Genomic DNA, 16,013 nt, shown 5'->3' with positions numbered 1-16,013 from the left:
ACTCCCATACGTTTGATAAGTTCAATATCATTATCAATAGCCCACTTAGGAATTCTGAAACCGGGAATTGTGTGAATAACAGTTCCGCCAGGTTTATCAGTCCTATCAAAAACAGTTACATCAAAACCAGCACGAGCCAGAAAATGCGCCGAAGAAAGACCAGCAGGTCCAGCTCCAATTATAGCTACTTTAATGTCGATGGGTTTGACATCTGTTTTCATCTTTATCATGTATTTAGAAAAACCTTTTTCGGCTGCCACACGTTTCAGTTCACGTATCAGAACCGGTTCTTCATAATCGTTTCGCACGCATTTGAACATACACTGATGATCGCAGATAAAACCTGTGATATGGGGAAGAGGGTTCTTTGATAAAATCAGTTCATAAGCTTCTAAATATCTTTCTTCTCCAATTAATCTGATATACTCCGGTACATCCTGATTTATAGGGCAGGCTTCTTTGCAAGGTGCGATAAAACATTTCATCATTTCCAGTTTCTTGTCTATCTTCATGGGAATTTGAGATTTCGTTTCCATCTTATAAATTGGACTTTCTAAAGCATTTTTTGCCAGTTCATCCAATTTGGAAAGATCAATTCTATCTTTAACAGGCTGCTTCATTTCATCATCCAGAAGGTATGCCAATTGAGATAATTTTGTGTATCCACCGGGTTTCAAAATATCTGTAGCAATCGTAATTGGACGAATTCCAATCTCGAATAATTCCTTTGCATTAAAGTAGTTAGCTCCACCGGCATAAGAAATGGGAAGTTTTCCATTATATTGATGCGACAGCTTCTTCGCCAGATTTATCGTAAGCGGGAAAAGCGCGCGCCCACTCATATACATTTCATCAGTCGGCAACATTCTCTGATCGTTTACAACTGCCAGCGTATTGGAAAGTTTAGCTCCAAATTCAACGCCTTGTTCTTTGGCGAACGGAATGAGAACATCCAGCATTTTCACAGCCGGTTTCCACTGCATGTCATGAGTAAATGACTCTTCCTTTAGAGTTATATGATCGTAACCAAGTTTTGCGAAAGCGTTTTTTACGTATTCATATCCATGTAAGGTCGGGTTCATTTTCAGGAAGGTATGAAGCTTCTTCTCTTTCATCAGATATTTACAGATGGCTTCCTGATCTTCCGGTGGACAGCCGTGCATGGTGGAAAGTGTGATGGAATTGGAAATATTCGGTGAAATAGTTTCCACGAAATCAGGATCATTAATCCCGGGAATATCTCCAGTTGAAATTGCTTTTTTCAGGACAGTTTCACATTCTCGGAAAACAGGATGTTTAGAAGCATCTTTCAAGTTTTCGATAAAGTCATCGACCTTTTTCTGCTTGATTCCAGCCAGATCATAGCCGACGCTCGTATTAAAAATAAAAGCACGTTCATCCAGCCTGGATAAACCGAACATTTTATTCACAACATGAATCAAAAACCAGCCTTTCAGGTATTCTTCATAAGCTTGAGGAACAGTTAGTTCGGTACTCCATTCTGTGTTGTAACCTTCATCAGTTGCTTCTATACAGGGTTTTTCAATATCCAGCTCATCCAAAATTTGCACGGTTTTAAGTTCAAAGAATCTGCTTCCTGTTAGATAAGCTGCTACTATATTTGGCGTCTGCTGAGTATGAGGTCCGGCTGCCGGTCCCAGAGCTGTTTCGCATTTTTCTCCGAAAATTGTTATGAATGATTTATCATGTTTTTTATAAAACTTTTCTTCATGAATTCCGAAGATAGTTTTCTCTTTTTTGTATTCTTCTAAAATCCAATGTAATAATTTTTCAAATTTTACTGGTATCATTATGTCGCTCATTTTTTCTCCTTTGTCCCGGCGTAGTTTTCGAAGCCGGATTTATTAACCTTGAAAAGGCTTCATCCACAATTTCTTCTTGCTTAGCACTTTCAAGGTTGTTTATACCCTGAAAGTCTCAAGTGCAAGGCTTTTTTGGAAGAGAGCTTTTCAGGGCTATCATTTATTAGCACTTTCAAGGTTATTTATCCCCTGAAAGTCTCAAGTGCAAGTTTTTTTTGGAAGAGAGCTTTTCAGGGCTATCATTTATTAGCACTTTCAAGGTTGTTTATACCCTGAAAGTCTCAAGTGCAAGGCTTTTTTGTAAGAGAGCTTTTCAGGGCTATCATTTATTAGCACTTTCAAGGTTATTTATCTCCTGAAAGTCTCAAGTGCAAGTTTTTTTTGGAAGAGAGCTTTTCAGGGTATTCATCATGATAATACTTATTTTCCACATATTCTGCAAACTCATTCTTATAATTACGGTTAGAAAAGAATAAGTGATTAACTCTACTGTCAATAAATCTAAAATCTCCTTCGAGATAATAAATTAGACTAGAATAATTCCAATCTACCGCTTCACTAACAAAACCGTGTTTTAATGGATTTGCATGGATATAATGACATGCTCTTATAATGTAATTATTGTTCGTGATTAATCTTGGGATTGCACTTCTTTCAAAAAGAGTTCCAGATCTATTATATTTACGATTTATATATTGAACGTAACCAGAAAATAGTACTTTTAACCATTTAGAAATTGGTGTATCAGTTGATTGAAAAAGAAGGAAGTGAAAATGATTTGGCATCAAACAATATGCAATTATTTCTATTCCATAAGAAGCTTTTGTATTCTTCATCTTTTGCAGAAGTTTCTGATAATCAGTGCCATCGAAAAAAATGCGCTCTTTGTTACATCCTCTATTATAAACGTGATAGAAATTGTCTTTTTTATAAATCATCATCTGTTTCCTTCAATCTAACCTTGAAAAGGCTTCATCCACAATTTCTTCTTGCTTAGCACTTTCAAGGTTATTTATACCCTGAAAGTCTCAAGTGCAAGAATTTTTTGGAAGAGAGCTTTTCAGGGCTATCATTTATTAGCACTTTCAAGGTTGTTTATACCCTGAAAGTCTCAAATGCAAGACTTTTTTGGAAGAGAGCTTTTCAGGGTTTTCATTTATTAGCACTTTCAAGGTTGTTTATGCCCTGAAAGTCTCAAATGCAAGACTTTTTTGGAAGAGAGCTTTTCAGGGTTTTCATTTATTAGCACTTTCAAGGTTGTTTATGCCCTGAAAGTCTCAAATGCAAGACTTTTTTGGAAGAGAGCTTTTCAGGCTATTCATACAACTTCTTATTCTCTTCAAATCTTTTAAACATCTTTCCGGAAATTTCCCAACTTCTTTCGAACAAATCTTGATACAAATCTTTGGTTATATGATAATCATCGAGTAGGATTTCATCATTCTTGATCACATATTGGCAGCGAGATTCGGTGATGCCGAAAATGAAATGTCCCAGGAATTGATCTGTGTTGAATGGCGTTGCCGGTTCGTAATCGAATATTGCCAGATCGGCAGACTCATCTTCCAGAACACCCAGCGGCAAGCCAAATGCTTTTTTCAGTTTAAAACTATTCAAGAAAAGCGCTTGCATTTCCGGATAACCGATGTCTGGTGTTTTGTTCAAAAACTTTGTGAAGATCAACGAATTTTTGTAAGCTTTCATCGCACTGGAATGCATTCCATCAGTACCGACAGTGGTTTTGATTCCTTCCGAAATAAATTGGGAAATATTTCCTACATTCAAGGCGTTATTCAGGTTGGAATCGAGCGCTTGAGCAATAAACACATTTCGGTTTTTCAGAATTTCGATGTCTTTTTCGGTCAGATTACTGCAATGGATGAGAAGCGAATTATCTCTCAATAATCCAAAACTGTCAAAGCGTTCGATAAGACCTTTACCATATTTTTCCAGGCATTGGATGCCGTCGATCTCACCTTCTGCCACATGTACATGGACTGGAAAATCCTGTGATGCATTTGCGATCTTCTGCAAGCTTTCATCACTGAGTGTGAAACTGGCGTGCAGACCGATCATGCCTTGTACCGATTTACCTTTTTGAGCTTTGGCAAAACGCACGTTTTCATCTAATGACTTTTGAAAAAATTCTTCTCCATTTCGATCGGAAAGCTCAAATGCCAGCGTTCCGCTGATTCCATAGGCATCAAAAACTTCTGACATATCCGTAAGAGAGTTTTCGGTGTAGCCGGAAATGTGATGGTCAAAAATTGTTGTTACTCCCTGTTTGATCGAATCTTTGGCAGCGATAGCAGTAGAAAGGATCATATCTTCTTTTTGCAGAGAATGATCCAGAGTCCACCAGAGCTGTTTCAGATTACCTTCAAAATCTTTAAAAGGAACCTCGCAAGGTACACCCTTGGAAAGTGTGGAATAGATGTGATGATGAGCATTTACAAATCCCGGGAAAACGATTTTGTTGGTAGCATCAATAATTCGATCTGCTTTTTCAAATGGTTTGGAAAAGTAGATATTTCCTTCCAAAATATAGATGTCTTTCTTTTCTACCAGGATTTCCGTTTCGGTTGGTGTCACGATCCAGGCACCACGAATTTCTAAATTCATACAGACTCCTTCTTGTTACCTTGAAAAGGTTTATAAGGCTTTTCTTCCTGCTGAACCTTTTCAAGGTTTTTTTTTCAACAACTCTGAAAGTCTCAAGTGCAAGAGCTTTCGAAAGAGAGCTTTTCAGAGTTTTAACCGTTAAAAAGGATTTACAAAAAGGAATCTCTCCAATTGTAACCTTTTCAAGGTTTTTTTTTCAACAACTCTGAAAGTCTCAAGTGCAAGAGCTTTCGAAAGAGAGCTTTTCAGAGTTTTAACTGTTAAAAAGGATTTACAAAAAGGAATCTCTCCAATTGTAACCTTTTCAAGTTTTTTTTTCAACAACTCTGAAAGTCTCAAGTGCCAGAGCTTTCGAAAGAGAGCTTTTCAGAGTTTTAACCGTTAAAAAGGATTTACAAAAAAGGAATCTCTCCAATTGTAACCTTTTCAAGGTTTTTTTCACATATTTTATTGGGATTTCAAAGCAGGTCGCGCCTTTTATCGTTTAGATGGTACGAACATTTCCAATGATAAAATGCTGTCAAATATAATTTTAGTGAAACAATATTTAACAGCATCTTCAGGAATTATTTACTTCGATCAGGAATTACTAGGTTAGTTACAATTGCTGTCAAGCCTCCGGTTGTAATGGGAGAGGAAAAAATATTCTTTAATGTCTCAGGAAAATGATTCAGGACCTGCGGTACAAGCTGGACTCCCAAACCCATACTGAAAGAAATAGCAATTATCATCATTGCTCTTCTATCAATCTTCTGAGAAGAAATTATTTTGATTCCTGCTGCTGCAACCGTTCCAAACATAATGATAGTAGCTCCTCCTAAAACAGGTTTCGGCATCTGCTGAAAAACACCGCCGATAACAGGGAATAAACCCAGCAAAACCAGAAAACCGGCAATATACATTCCCACATAACGGCTGGCAACTCCGGTAAGTTGGATCACACCGTTATTCTGACTGAAAGTTGTGTTCGGAAATGTGTTAAAAATGGCTGCCATGGCAGAATTGAAACCATCTCCCAATACTCCGCCTTTTATCCTTTTAATGTAAAGATCACCGCGTATTGGTTCTTTAGAAACCATGGAAGTGGCAGTCAGGTCACCGATGGATTCGATAGTTGTAATGAGATAAACCAGAGCAATGGGAACGAAAGCTTCCCAGCGAAAACCGATGCCATATTTAAAAGGAATGGGAATGCTGATAATAGGAAGATCTATCAATCCACTCAAATCGATCCTTCCTAAAAATAATGAAACTATGTAACCTATTATCAAACCGATCACGATGGAACTCATACGCAGGAATTGATTCCTGCTGCGATTGAAGAAGACGATCGTGATGAGAACCAGGAAAGCCAAACCCAGATTTTCTAAATTACCGAATTGCTCTGGTTTATTGTCTAATAACCATTGTCCGCCTGCCATATCGGTGAGACCGACTTTGATCAAACTGAGTCCGATCAGAGAGACGACAATCCCTGTGACTGTGGGTGTGATGACCTTCTTGAGATGATGTAGAAATCTGCTGAGGATCATCTCGATGAATGCACCAAAGAAACACATTCCGAAAATCACTCCCAGCATTTCTTTCGGTCCGCCACCAGCATTTTTCACCAGAAATCCAGCTCCTATAATTGCACCTAAAAAGGCGAAACTGGTTCCTTGAATACTGAGAAGTCCCGAACCGATAGGTCCAATTCTTTTGATCTGGATAAATGTAGCTACTCCAGAAACTATCAGTGACATGCTGATAAGATAGGGAATTTCTTTTCCCAATCCTAAAATTCCACCAATAACCAGAGTTGGAGTGATGATGCCGACAAAAATTGCCAGAAGATGCTGCAGAGCGGCAAAGATCGAATCGCGAACAGGTGGTTTTTCGTTCAATGTGTAGATCAGATCGTGAGATTTATTTGTTTCTTCCATTTGAATTCCTCCCTTATTCCTAATAGATAAATGTATAAGTATATGTCAAAAACAAAAAAAAATCACGCATCCCCCGAAAAATATTTATTTTCCAGTAAGCAACAAAAAAAACACAATAATTTCATTTTTTCAAGCCCATGAATTTTTAACCTGTGAAATCAATCCAATTTCACTGGGTTATTCATGGGAAAAGCAAACAAAGCCTTTTATAGTAACCATTTCAATGGTTTATTTTTTGTGCAAACGGTTGAAACCCTTGTCCGATATCTTTCTGGTATCAAGATTCCCACGAATGAATTCGTGGGCTTTGCTGGATAAGGTTTTGGCCAAGTAAAATAGCAACAATTTCATTTATTGCAATAGATTAGGTTTATACCTTCCAAATTTTTCGGGGATGCATGCAAAAAAAAATAGATTTACAACTTTTTCCCAAAATACTATGAGCAAAAAAGATCAATAATTAGAAAAGGAGTGATATGCCGGACTATCAAAGAGCCTTAAATTCTTCGGTGAATTTCATCGAAAATAACCTTAAAAGCAGATTTGAAATGGAATCTGTAGCAGATCGTGCGGGATTTTCGTTGTATCATTTCATGCGGATTTTCTATGGTTTTACAGGTTATACTTTGAAAGGATATATCCGCGAGAGAAGGCTTTCCGAAGCTGCCAGAGAACTTTTGCATTCCCATAAAAAAGTGCAGGAACTGGCTACTGAATATGGTTTTGAATCCAGTGAATCCTTCATTCGCGCTTTCAAAAAAGAATTTCGCAGCACTCCCGAAAAATTTAGAAAAGAAAATCAATTGATAAAATATACGCCGAGGCTGAAAGTGCAGATCTGCCGCATAACAAAAGGAGATATGAAAATGGATTGGAAGATTAAAGACATGCCCGAAATCCGCGTTATCGGCATCAAACGCAAAATTGTAACCCGAGAAAGTAAAGAGCAGATAGCTGCTTTGTGGGACGAATTTTTGTCTCACATCAATAAAAATGAAAACCTTCGCAAATTACAAACGGTGGGAATTTGTTTTCCCGAGCCAAAATATCTGGAACAGCAACCCGAACCAGATGATACCTGGTATTATATGGCTGCTGTGATCGCAGATCAAAATGTCGAAATTCCGGAAGCTTTGACCGAGCACAAAATTCCAGCTGCCAAATATGCTGTCTTCACGCACAAAGGTTCGTTCGAAAAACTGCATGAAACCTACAAATTTATATCGGTCGATTGGATTCAGCAGGTCGATTATGAATTCTATCTGCACGAAGAGATCGAATGGTATGATGACAGATTCAAGCCGGAAGATCCGGAAAACTCAGAATATGATATTTTAGTGCCGATCAGGTAAACTCACCCCTTGCCCCTCTCTTCAAAACAAGAGAGGGGAATTTATTAACTTCGGAATGTATCCCGAATTAGTTTCGGGATTCTTCCGAATGTTCACGATTTAATATTCAAAATCATCATTTCTTTCAACTTGTCTCATAACACCGATGGCGCATAAGACAAGTTTTGCAACTTTGTCACATGTCGCAGATCATGTGACAAGGTGAACAGACTATTTTCCATTAAATCCACAAATCCACAAATTCGAATTTCTCTCCGTCGAACAGTCCTTTATCGCTCATTTTCAGTTTGGGAATTACCAGCAACGCCATGAAGGAAAGCGTCATGAAGGGAGCACTTAAAGTTGATCCAAGTTCTTTTGCTTTTTGTTCCAGAAGTTCATGTTTTTCTGCAACTTCCTGGCAGGATTTATCGCTGATAATTCCAGCAATTGGAAGAGATAGGATTTCAGCAGAATTTTTATCAACAGCGCAAATGCCGCCTTTATTCCGGATGATCAAATTCACAGCTTTGGTAATTGATCTATCATCGGTTCCCACTGCAACGATATTATGAGAATCATGCGCAATGGAAGAAGCAATTGCACCTTTTTTCAAACCAAAACCGGTAATGAATCCGACTACAGGTTTGGTATTTTGGTAACGGTTTACAACTGCAATTTTCAGCAGATCACGATCAATATCGGCAACGGTAAGACCTTTTTCGATTTTGGGTTTCATGATTTCACTTTCCGTAAGAACAAAACCATCCAAAGCCTTGATCACGCGTAGTTTACCATTTCTGGCAGGAACGGCAAAATCTTCTTCTTTTATCTCATTAATTTGAAAATTATTTTTGATGTTGATTTTTGGGGGTTCTTGGGTTTCTGATTCCTGCAAAGTCGGCTTTCCATCAATGTAATTTTCCAGGATTTTTATTTCCTGAAAATCTTCCACCAATAGAAAATCTGCCGGATCACCAACTTGCAGTAAACCTACATCGAGTTTATAATGTTTTACCGGATTTAAACACGCCATTTGCAGAACCTGGAAAATATCCAATCCAGATCTTATAGCATTTTTTACATGCCAGTCGATATGACGTTTCTGCAAATCCTGCGGATGCAGATCGTCACAGCAGAACATGCAGTTCTGATAATGTTCTCTGGCAATTGGAATCAGCTCGTTATAATTTTTGCTGGCAGAACCTTCCCGAATGATCACTTTGATGCCGTCTTCCAGCTTTTCCAAAGCTTCATCTTTTGTGGTGCATTCATGTTCGGTTGTAATTCCGTGTTGAACATAAATTTTCAAATTTTTCCCCAGCAAACCCGGTGCATGACCATCGATCGGTTTGTGATATTTTCGAGCTAAAGCCAGTTTCTTTACAACTGTTTTATCTTCAGAAATTACGCCCGGATAATTCATCATTTCGCCCAGATGAGTTATTTCTTCCATTCTGAGAAGTTCTTCGATTTCACTCGGACCGAGTTCTGCTCCGCTGGTTTCAAAGGGTGTGGCAGGAACGCAGGAAGGCGCTCCAAAAAAGAATTTCAGCGGAGATTTCCTGCCATTCTCAATCATGAATTTTACGCCGTCGATTCCCAGAACATTGGCAATTTCATGAGGATCGGCAACCACGGCAACCGTGCCGTGCTGAAATGCATTTCTGCCAAATTCCTGCGCCGTGAGCATCGTGCTTTCGATGTGAATATGAGCATCGATAAAACCTGGAATAAGAAATTTTTTCACTTCTTTTTGAAGTTTCTCAATTTTAAGAATTCGACCATCTTGCCAATATAATTTTGCGGGAAAAATGGTTTTCGAAATTATATCAACCAGATTTGCTTGGATAGTTTTCATTTTATTCCTTACAAACTTCGGAATGTATCCCGAACTTGTTTTGGGATTCTTCCGAATGTTAAAAATTTAAATTTGTCACAAACGTTCGCAAGTATCTACACACCCCGATCCCGAATGCCTTCGGGACCACCCCTCTCAAGAGGGGAATTGTGCCATTGCGAAGGTTTCAAGCTCAACATTCCGATGAACTACGTACAATCGGAAGTTTATCTTCACCATTTTTTTTAAGGAAATCAATATACTGACAACCTGAATGTCAAGCTGAAAAAATCGACTCATTCCAAACTGCTGAAAACCAACCTTTTGCTTGACATTGATTCCTCTCCAAAATTTTTAAAAGGCAAAATAATAATAAATAATATGAGGTAGTAAATGGTGGACAATCGGATCAAAGAACATCCCATTCTGCCGGTTCCGGAGCGTGGTTCCGTTCCTTTTTACTGGAATGGAAAAAAGCTGTTCGCTGCGGAAGGTGAAGTTATTTCTTCAGCTCTTTTTGCCAATGGTATCAAGATTTTTGGTCATCATCACAAAGGCGGCAGTGCGCAGGGAATTTATTGTGCAAACGGTCAATGTGCCAAATGTACTGTGATCGCTGATGGCATTCCCGTGAAAAGCTGCATGACGGAAGTTACCGAAAACATGCAGGTGAAAAGCGTGGAAGGATTGCCAGTTTTACCCGATACAGCAAAACCTGCGGAAACTGGAAACATCGAAGTTTTGAATTATGATGTGCTGATTATCGGAGGTGGACCGGCGGGTCTTTCGGCTGCCATTCAACTTGGAGAAAACGGCGTTAATACTCTGCTGGTGGATGATAAAAGTAAACTGGGTGGAAAGCTGGTTTTACAGACTCACAAATTTTTCGGATCGGTGGAAGATTCTTATGCCGGAACGCGTGGAAATGATATCGGCAAAATGCTGGCTGAAACTGTGATGAACAACGAAAACATCGATGTGTGGACAAGCAGCACAGCTCTTTATGTTTTTAAAGATAAAAAAGTCGGGATAATCAAAGATGGTGTTTATAAACTGGTAGAGCCGAAAATCGTTTTAAATGCAGCCGGAGCGCGTGAAAAATTCCTGCGTTTCAAAGGCAATACACTTTCCGGAATTTACGGAGCGGGAGCTTTTCAGACTCTGGTTAACCGCGATCTGGTGCGACCAACCAAAAGACTTTTTATCGTTGGTGGTGGAAATGTTGGACTCATTGCCGGCTATCATGCCCTGCAGGCTGGAATTGAAGTTGTTGGTTTGGTGGAAGCTCTACCAAAATGCGGCGGTTATAAAGTTCATGCTGATAAACTGAAACGATTGGGAGTGCCGATCTACACTTCTCACACTGTTCTCAAAGCAAATGGTGAAGAATCGGTGGAATCTGTTACAATTTGCCGGATCGATAAAAACTTCCAGCCGATTGCCGGAACGGAGAAAACTTTTGAATGTGATACGGTATTAATTGCAGTTGGTCTGGAATCGGTAAATGAATTTGTGGAAGAAGCCAGAACCGCCGGTATCAAAGTATTTGCAGCCGGTGATGCCTTGGAAATTGCCGAAGCTTCTTCTGCCATGTTCAACGGCAAAATCATGGGCTTGAAAATTGCCAAAGAAATTGGTGCCGATGTGGAAGATATTCCAGAGAGCTGGTACAAAAAAGCTGCCATCCTTAAATCTCATCCGGGTGATATAAATCCGCAGAAAGTTCCAGAAAATGAAACCGGCGTGATGCCGATAATTCATTGTATTCAGGAAATTCCCTGCAATCCCTGCAGCACGATCTGTCCCACCAATTCCATCAATATGCAGGGTGATCCGATCATGGGTTTGCCGGAATACGAAGGAAAATGTATCGGTTGTAAAAAATGCGTGGCGATCTGTCCGGGACTGGCAATTACTCTGGTCGATTTCCGCAAAGATGCCCAAAATCCTGTGGTTACTGTTCCTTACGAAGTTGGAAATATGCCGGTGAAAGACGGTGACTTTGTTACCGGTGTGGATATCGATGGAAACGATTTGGGAAGTTTTGAAGTGACGAAAGTGATGGATATAAAATCGAATAATCGCACTCAACTGATCGATCTGAAAATTCCCAAAAATGCAGCCAAGAAAGTTGTTTCCTTTCAAATACAGGAAGATGAAATTTCCAAAGAAACGGATAAAAAACTTAAAAAAGGAAAGATCTCCGACGCTGAAATGGTCTGCTTGTGTGAACGAGTTTCAGCTGAGGAAGTTCGGGAACTCATCAAAAAGGGAATTACCGATCTGAATCAGATCAAAGCTATAACCAGAGCAGGCATGGGACCTTGCGGAGCTAAGACCTGCGACAACCTGATCAAACAGATCTTCCGCCAGGAAGGCATTCCGCTGCAGGAAATAGAGGAAAATACACGGAGACCACTTTTCGTGGAAGTGCCGATGGGAAAATTTACAGAAGGAGAAAAACTCTGAAAAGCTCTCTCACGAGAATTCTTGCACTTGAGACTTTCAGAGTTAATGAGATCAACCTTGAAAGTGCTAAGCGGGAAGAAATCGCGGAAGAAGCCTTTTCAAGGTTTGGTAAGTAAATGATTAAAACTTGGAGAAAATAAATGAGTAATTATGATGTAATTATCATCGGGGCCGGTTCGGTCGGCGTTCCCACAGCGATGGCTTTGGCAGAGAAAAAATTAAAAGTTCTGGTGATCGATTCTCTGGCTTCTGCCGGGCAGGCAAACAACAAAAAAGCAATTGGCGGTATCAGAGCAACTCACTCTGATTTTGGAAAGATCAAAGTCTGTCAGCGCAGCATTGAAATTTTTAGAACCTGGGAAGAAAAATTTGGTGACGATATTGGTTGGATTTCAGGTGGTTACAGCTTTCCTGCCTACACCAAAGATATTGAAAGAACGTTAAAAGAATTGATGAAGATCCAGCATAGTTTTGGCTTGAACATAAAATGGATTTCACCTGAAGAATATCAAAAGTTGGTTCCTGGTATCAATATGAATGGCTTGTTGGGTTCAACTTATTCGCCAGAAGATGGCTCAGCTTCGCCACTTCTTTCTATGAATGCATTTTATTTTAAGAGTCTTGAATATGGTGCAGAATATAAATTTAAAGAGAATGTGATCGATCTGAAATTGACGAGAAATAAAAGCACTGAAGTTGTAACCGATAAAGGAAAATATTCGGCAGATTTTGTGATCAATGCTGCAGGAAATTATGCTAAAGATATTGGGAAAATGGTTGGAATGAATCTGCCGGTTAATCCTGATAATCACGAAGCTGGAATTACCGAGCCAGTTGCCAGATTTTTCGAACCGATGGTGGTCGATCTGCGCAAAGCTCCCGGATCGGCAAATTATTATTTTTATCAAAATAACGAAGGTCAAGTTGTGTTCTGCATTACTCCCGATCCGCCGATCGTGGAAATCGATAACGATGCAACTTCTGAATTTCTGCCACTCTGCACAAAACGCATGATTGATATTTATCCCAGACTTACGAACTTGAAAGTACGCAGAACCTGGCGTGGACAATATCCCATGACGCCGGACGGATTTCCGATTGTAGCAAAAACGAAAGAAATTCCAAATCTGATCAATGCCGTGGGAATGTGCGGGCAGGGATTTATGCTCGGCCCTGGTTTGGGAGAATTGATCTCTCGTATTGTTACAAATGAATTAAGTGATGATGATAATCGAATGCTGGAAAGTTTTGATCAATATCGCGACTTCAGCGGCATGGAAAAATTTAAATAAGAAGACCTTGCGAAGGTTTTCGGACTTCTTGCTTTTCTCGACCTTCGCAAGGTTGACATTTAAAAATGTGGAAACCTTCCGAACGGTTAGTTTGAGCGAAAAACCCTTGAAAAGGTTCAGCAAAGAGAAAAGGCTTTTAAATCTTTTCAAGGTTAATGAACGAAGGAAGCTTCCTGAAAGTATGTGTTAATAGCCCATGACTTCAGGAATTAATCTGTCAAGGGGGACCGAGGAGGTTGAAATGAAAGTTTATATCGAAAAAATTGAAAGCTACGATCTGGAAAAGATCCGCTCTTTTCTGCTAACACTTCCTTTCTGGTCGAAATTGAAAGGTAAAAAAACGATCCTGATTAAACCCAATCTACTCGGTGCATTTCCACCCGAAAAAGCAGTCACGACTCATCCTGTAGTTTTGGAAGCATTGATTTCAATTCTGCTGGAAAAAGATAAAAAAGTCTGGCTGGGTGACAGCCAGGGCGGAACGACTTCTACCAAAAAAGTGTGGCAGGAAACAGGAATGCAACAACTTGCTGAGAAATTCAATATTAAACTTCTCAATTTCAGTGAAGGCGGAGTGCAGGAAACAAAATCTAAAAAAATGATTTTCAATACTTCCAAATATTTCTGGGAAGCTGATGCTGTGATCAACGTTTGCAAGTACAAAACTCACAGTTTGATGTCATTTACAGGTGCGGTTAAAAATCTTTACGGACTTATTCCCGGACTCAAAAAATCCGATTATCACAAGCAAAATCCCGATCACATCAGTTTCGGGAAAGTCATTTCCAATTTATATGACAGTGTTCACGAAAAAATTTCCTTTAACTTAATGGATGGAATTTTGGGAATGGAAGGTGAGGGTCCTTCGGCAGGAATTCCCCGTAATTTTGGTGTGATGTTTGCCAGTGAATCAGCACCGGCTCTGGATTATGTAGCTTCTGCAATGATGGGTTTTGATCCCCAGAAATTAGATTATATCATCTCGGTTTTGAAAATTGAAAATCTCCAGACTTCTGAAATTGAGATTGATTCTGAATGGAAAAGTTTCACCTTTCCCAATGTGAAAATTCAAGGTGTAAAAACGCTTGTAAAAATTTTAGCCTATTCTCCAAAATTCTTAAAAAATCTTTTCCGCAAATGGTTCCAGGTTTATCCCGATTTTAGAGATGGCTGCCGTTTGTGTCGAGTTTGTGTGGATAGCTGTCCGGTGCAGGCGATGAAACTGGAAAAAGGTGATTCTCATCCGATTATCGATCATTCTAAATGTATTAAATGTATGTGTTGTCACGAATTATGTCCGTATGGAGTGGTGTACGTAAAGAAAAGTTTTCTGGCTAAATTTGTAGTAAAATAACTTTTTCCTTGATTCCTGAAACAAGTATGTTATTCTCTCATCGTGAATAAAATTTTGGAGGTGAAAATGATAAATATTAAATGGTTTGGACATAGTATGTGGAAAATCTGGAATGATAAAGTTTCAGTTATCACCGATCCATTCACGGATATTGGTTATCCGCTTCCCAAAAATGAAACAGCCGATATTGTTCTCAGTTCTCATGATCATTTTGACCACAATAATTTTGATCTGATTACTGGTAACTTCCAAAAAATTAATAATGAAGGAAAATATAATATTTCCGGGGTAGAGATCAAGACCATTCCAACCTGGCATGACGAAGAAAAAGGTGGAAAAAGAGGCAAAAATCTGTTAATGAAATTTACCTTAGATAGAAAAACTTTTCTCCATTGCGGTGATTTGGGACACGACCTGAACGATGAAATGATTTCTAAACTTGGCAAGATCGATGTACTTTTCATTCCTGTGGGAGGACATTTCACCATTGATGCTGTTCAGGCTAAGAAAATTGTAGATAAGATAAAACCAAAAATAGTTTTCCCCATGCATTATAAAACGGAAGTTCTGGATTTTCCAATTGCGAAAAAAGAGGCTTATTTAGATTTAATACCTTCCTGCCGAAAGGTAGATTCAAATATTTTGAAACTTGAAGCTGATGACTTCCAAACAAAACAAACGATCATTCTGGATTTCAAATGAAAATTAGAAAGAAAGATATTATTTTTTACGGAATTATTATTGTTTTATTATTGTACATTTTTGTGTTTGATAGTTACAGCTATTATCGACGATTTGATACGAAAAGAAAATTGGCGAATGTGCAAAAGGAACTGGAAGATCTTTTAGAAGATAATGATCGTTTGCGAGAAGAGAATGAAAGACTGGCAAATGATAAACAGATATGGGAAAAGAAAGCACGCGAACTTGGAATGCAGAAAAAAGGTGATGAGGTTTATCTTTTTTCAGAAGAAGAATAAAAATCGATATATTTTTTTAGATTGCAACTTGTTTGTTTGCTAAGGATAAGAACATAAATTTATTTCATATAAAGAAATTTTTATAATTATCTGTTGACACTTTATATAAAGTTCTAAGATTCAATTAACAAAATAATAATTCAATAATTATTAATTTTTATATTTTCGGAGAGTTAGTTTAAATGAATGTTAATATCGCAAAGAAAGTATGTGAAATTGAACAAAAATTAAGGAGAAATTAGATGAAAAAGCTAAGTTTTGTTTTATTAGTATTAGTCGTTATTGCAGGCTTGAATGCTAAAACCGAAGCACCAATTCAGGATGTATCACCGCTTCAGACCACAGCACCGGCATCCGATACCCAATGGGATATGCTTCTG

General features: G+C 38.7%; 11 protein-coding genes. 6 read left to right on the top strand and 5 right to left on the bottom strand.

Annotated elements, in window-relative coordinates:
- From ygfK to K9N40_10420, 4 genes are all read right to left on the bottom strand, one after another.
- On the bottom strand, nucleotides 1–1,823 hold a 1,823-nt coding region (gene ygfK, locus K9N40_10435), incomplete at its 3' end, for a putative selenate reductase subunit YgfK (GenBank protein ID MCF7814884.1).
- A gap of 344 nt (nucleotides 1,824–2,167) precedes the next feature.
- Nucleotides 2,168–2,761 (bottom strand): transposase, encoded by a 594-nt coding sequence (locus K9N40_10430; GenBank protein MCF7814883.1) that lies wholly within the window; start codon nucleotides 2,759–2,761, stop codon nucleotides 2,168–2,170.
- Nucleotides 2,762–3,137: 376 nt separating this feature from the next.
- On the bottom strand, nucleotides 3,138–4,445 hold the full coding sequence (locus K9N40_10425; protein ID MCF7814882.1) for an amidohydrolase family protein: 1,308 nt from the start codon (nucleotides 4,443–4,445) through the stop codon (nucleotides 3,138–3,140).
- Between the two features lie 566 nt (nucleotides 4,446–5,011).
- Complete coding sequence (locus K9N40_10420; protein ID MCF7814881.1) at nucleotides 5,012–6,367, bottom strand: purine permease; 1,356 nt, start codon at nucleotides 6,365–6,367, stop codon at nucleotides 5,012–5,014.
- A gap of 476 nt (nucleotides 6,368–6,843) precedes the next feature.
- Here K9N40_10420 and K9N40_10415 point away from each other — a divergent pair, with 476 nt between their 5' ends.
- A complete protein-coding gene (locus tag K9N40_10415) occupies nucleotides 6,844–7,719 on the top strand; it encodes an AraC family transcriptional regulator (GenBank protein ID MCF7814880.1) in 876 nt (291 codons plus the stop codon).
- A gap of 220 nt (nucleotides 7,720–7,939) precedes the next feature.
- Here the strand turns inward: K9N40_10415 and ade are convergent, their stop codons facing one another.
- Nucleotides 7,940–9,559 (bottom strand): adenine deaminase, encoded by a 1,620-nt coding sequence (ade, locus tag K9N40_10410; GenBank protein MCF7814879.1) that lies wholly within the window; start codon nucleotides 9,557–9,559, stop codon nucleotides 7,940–7,942.
- Between the two features lie 372 nt (nucleotides 9,560–9,931).
- On the opposite strand from ade, the gene K9N40_10405 reads away from it, so the two are divergent.
- From K9N40_10405 to K9N40_10385, 5 genes are all read left to right on the top strand, one after another.
- Entirely contained in the window at nucleotides 9,932–12,007 is a 2,076-nt protein-coding gene (locus K9N40_10405) for an FAD-dependent oxidoreductase (GenBank protein ID MCF7814878.1), read from the top strand.
- 140 nt (nucleotides 12,008–12,147) lie between these two features.
- Nucleotides 12,148–13,299: an FAD-binding oxidoreductase gene (locus K9N40_10400; GenBank protein MCF7814877.1), complete on the top strand. Its 1,152-nt coding sequence runs from the start codon at nucleotides 12,148–12,150 to the stop codon at nucleotides 13,297–13,299.
- Nucleotides 13,300–13,540: 241 nt separating this feature from the next.
- The gene (locus K9N40_10395; protein MCF7814876.1) at nucleotides 13,541–14,653 is read left to right on the top strand and encodes a DUF362 domain-containing protein; all 1,113 of its coding nucleotides are present in this window, start codon (nucleotides 13,541–13,543) and stop codon (nucleotides 14,651–14,653) included.
- Nucleotides 14,654–14,719: 66 nt separating this feature from the next.
- A complete protein-coding gene (locus K9N40_10390; GenBank protein ID MCF7814875.1) occupies nucleotides 14,720–15,355 on the top strand; it encodes an MBL fold metallo-hydrolase in 636 nt (211 codons plus the stop codon).
- The gene (locus tag K9N40_10385; protein MCF7814874.1) at nucleotides 15,352–15,633 is read left to right on the top strand and encodes a septum formation initiator family protein; all 282 of its coding nucleotides are present in this window, start codon (nucleotides 15,352–15,354) and stop codon (nucleotides 15,631–15,633) included. The genes K9N40_10390 and K9N40_10385 overlap by 4 nt, the downstream gene beginning before the upstream one ends.
- The last annotated feature ends 380 nt before the right edge of the window (nucleotides 15,634–16,013 follow it).

This window comes from Candidatus Cloacimonadota bacterium (assembly GCA_021734245.1).
Taxonomy (GTDB): domain Bacteria; phylum Cloacimonadota; class Cloacimonadia; order Cloacimonadales; family TCS61; genus B137-G9.
The sequence above is the reverse complement of the archived record's forward strand: the minus strand, read 5'-3'. Positions and strand labels throughout refer to the sequence as shown.

Bases quoted from the DNA above. Each gene is read 5' to 3' on its own strand.
- K9N40_10430 (MCF7814883.1), bottom strand. From the start codon at position 2,761: ATGATTTATAAAAAAGACAATTTCTATCACGTTTATAATAGAGGATGT.
- K9N40_10425 (MCF7814882.1), bottom strand. From the start codon at position 4,445: ATGAATTTAGAAATTCGTGGTGCCTGGATCGTGACACCAACCGAAACG.
- K9N40_10420 (MCF7814881.1), bottom strand. From the start codon at position 6,367: ATGGAAGAAACAAATAAATCTCACGATCTGATCTACACATTGAACGAA.
- K9N40_10415 (MCF7814880.1), top strand. From the start codon at position 6,844: ATGCCGGACTATCAAAGAGCCTTAAATTCTTCGGTGAATTTCATCGAA.
- ade (MCF7814879.1), bottom strand. From the start codon at position 9,559: ATGAAAACTATCCAAGCAAATCTGGTTGATATAATTTCGAAAACCATT.
- K9N40_10405 (MCF7814878.1), top strand. From the start codon at position 9,932: ATGGTGGACAATCGGATCAAAGAACATCCCATTCTGCCGGTTCCGGAG.
- K9N40_10400 (MCF7814877.1), top strand. From the start codon at position 12,148: ATGAGTAATTATGATGTAATTATCATCGGGGCCGGTTCGGTCGGCGTT.
- K9N40_10395 (MCF7814876.1), top strand. From the start codon at position 13,541: ATGAAAGTTTATATCGAAAAAATTGAAAGCTACGATCTGGAAAAGATC.
- K9N40_10390 (MCF7814875.1), top strand. From the start codon at position 14,720: ATGATAAATATTAAATGGTTTGGACATAGTATGTGGAAAATCTGGAAT.
- K9N40_10385 (MCF7814874.1), top strand. From the start codon at position 15,352: ATGAAAATTAGAAAGAAAGATATTATTTTTTACGGAATTATTATTGTT.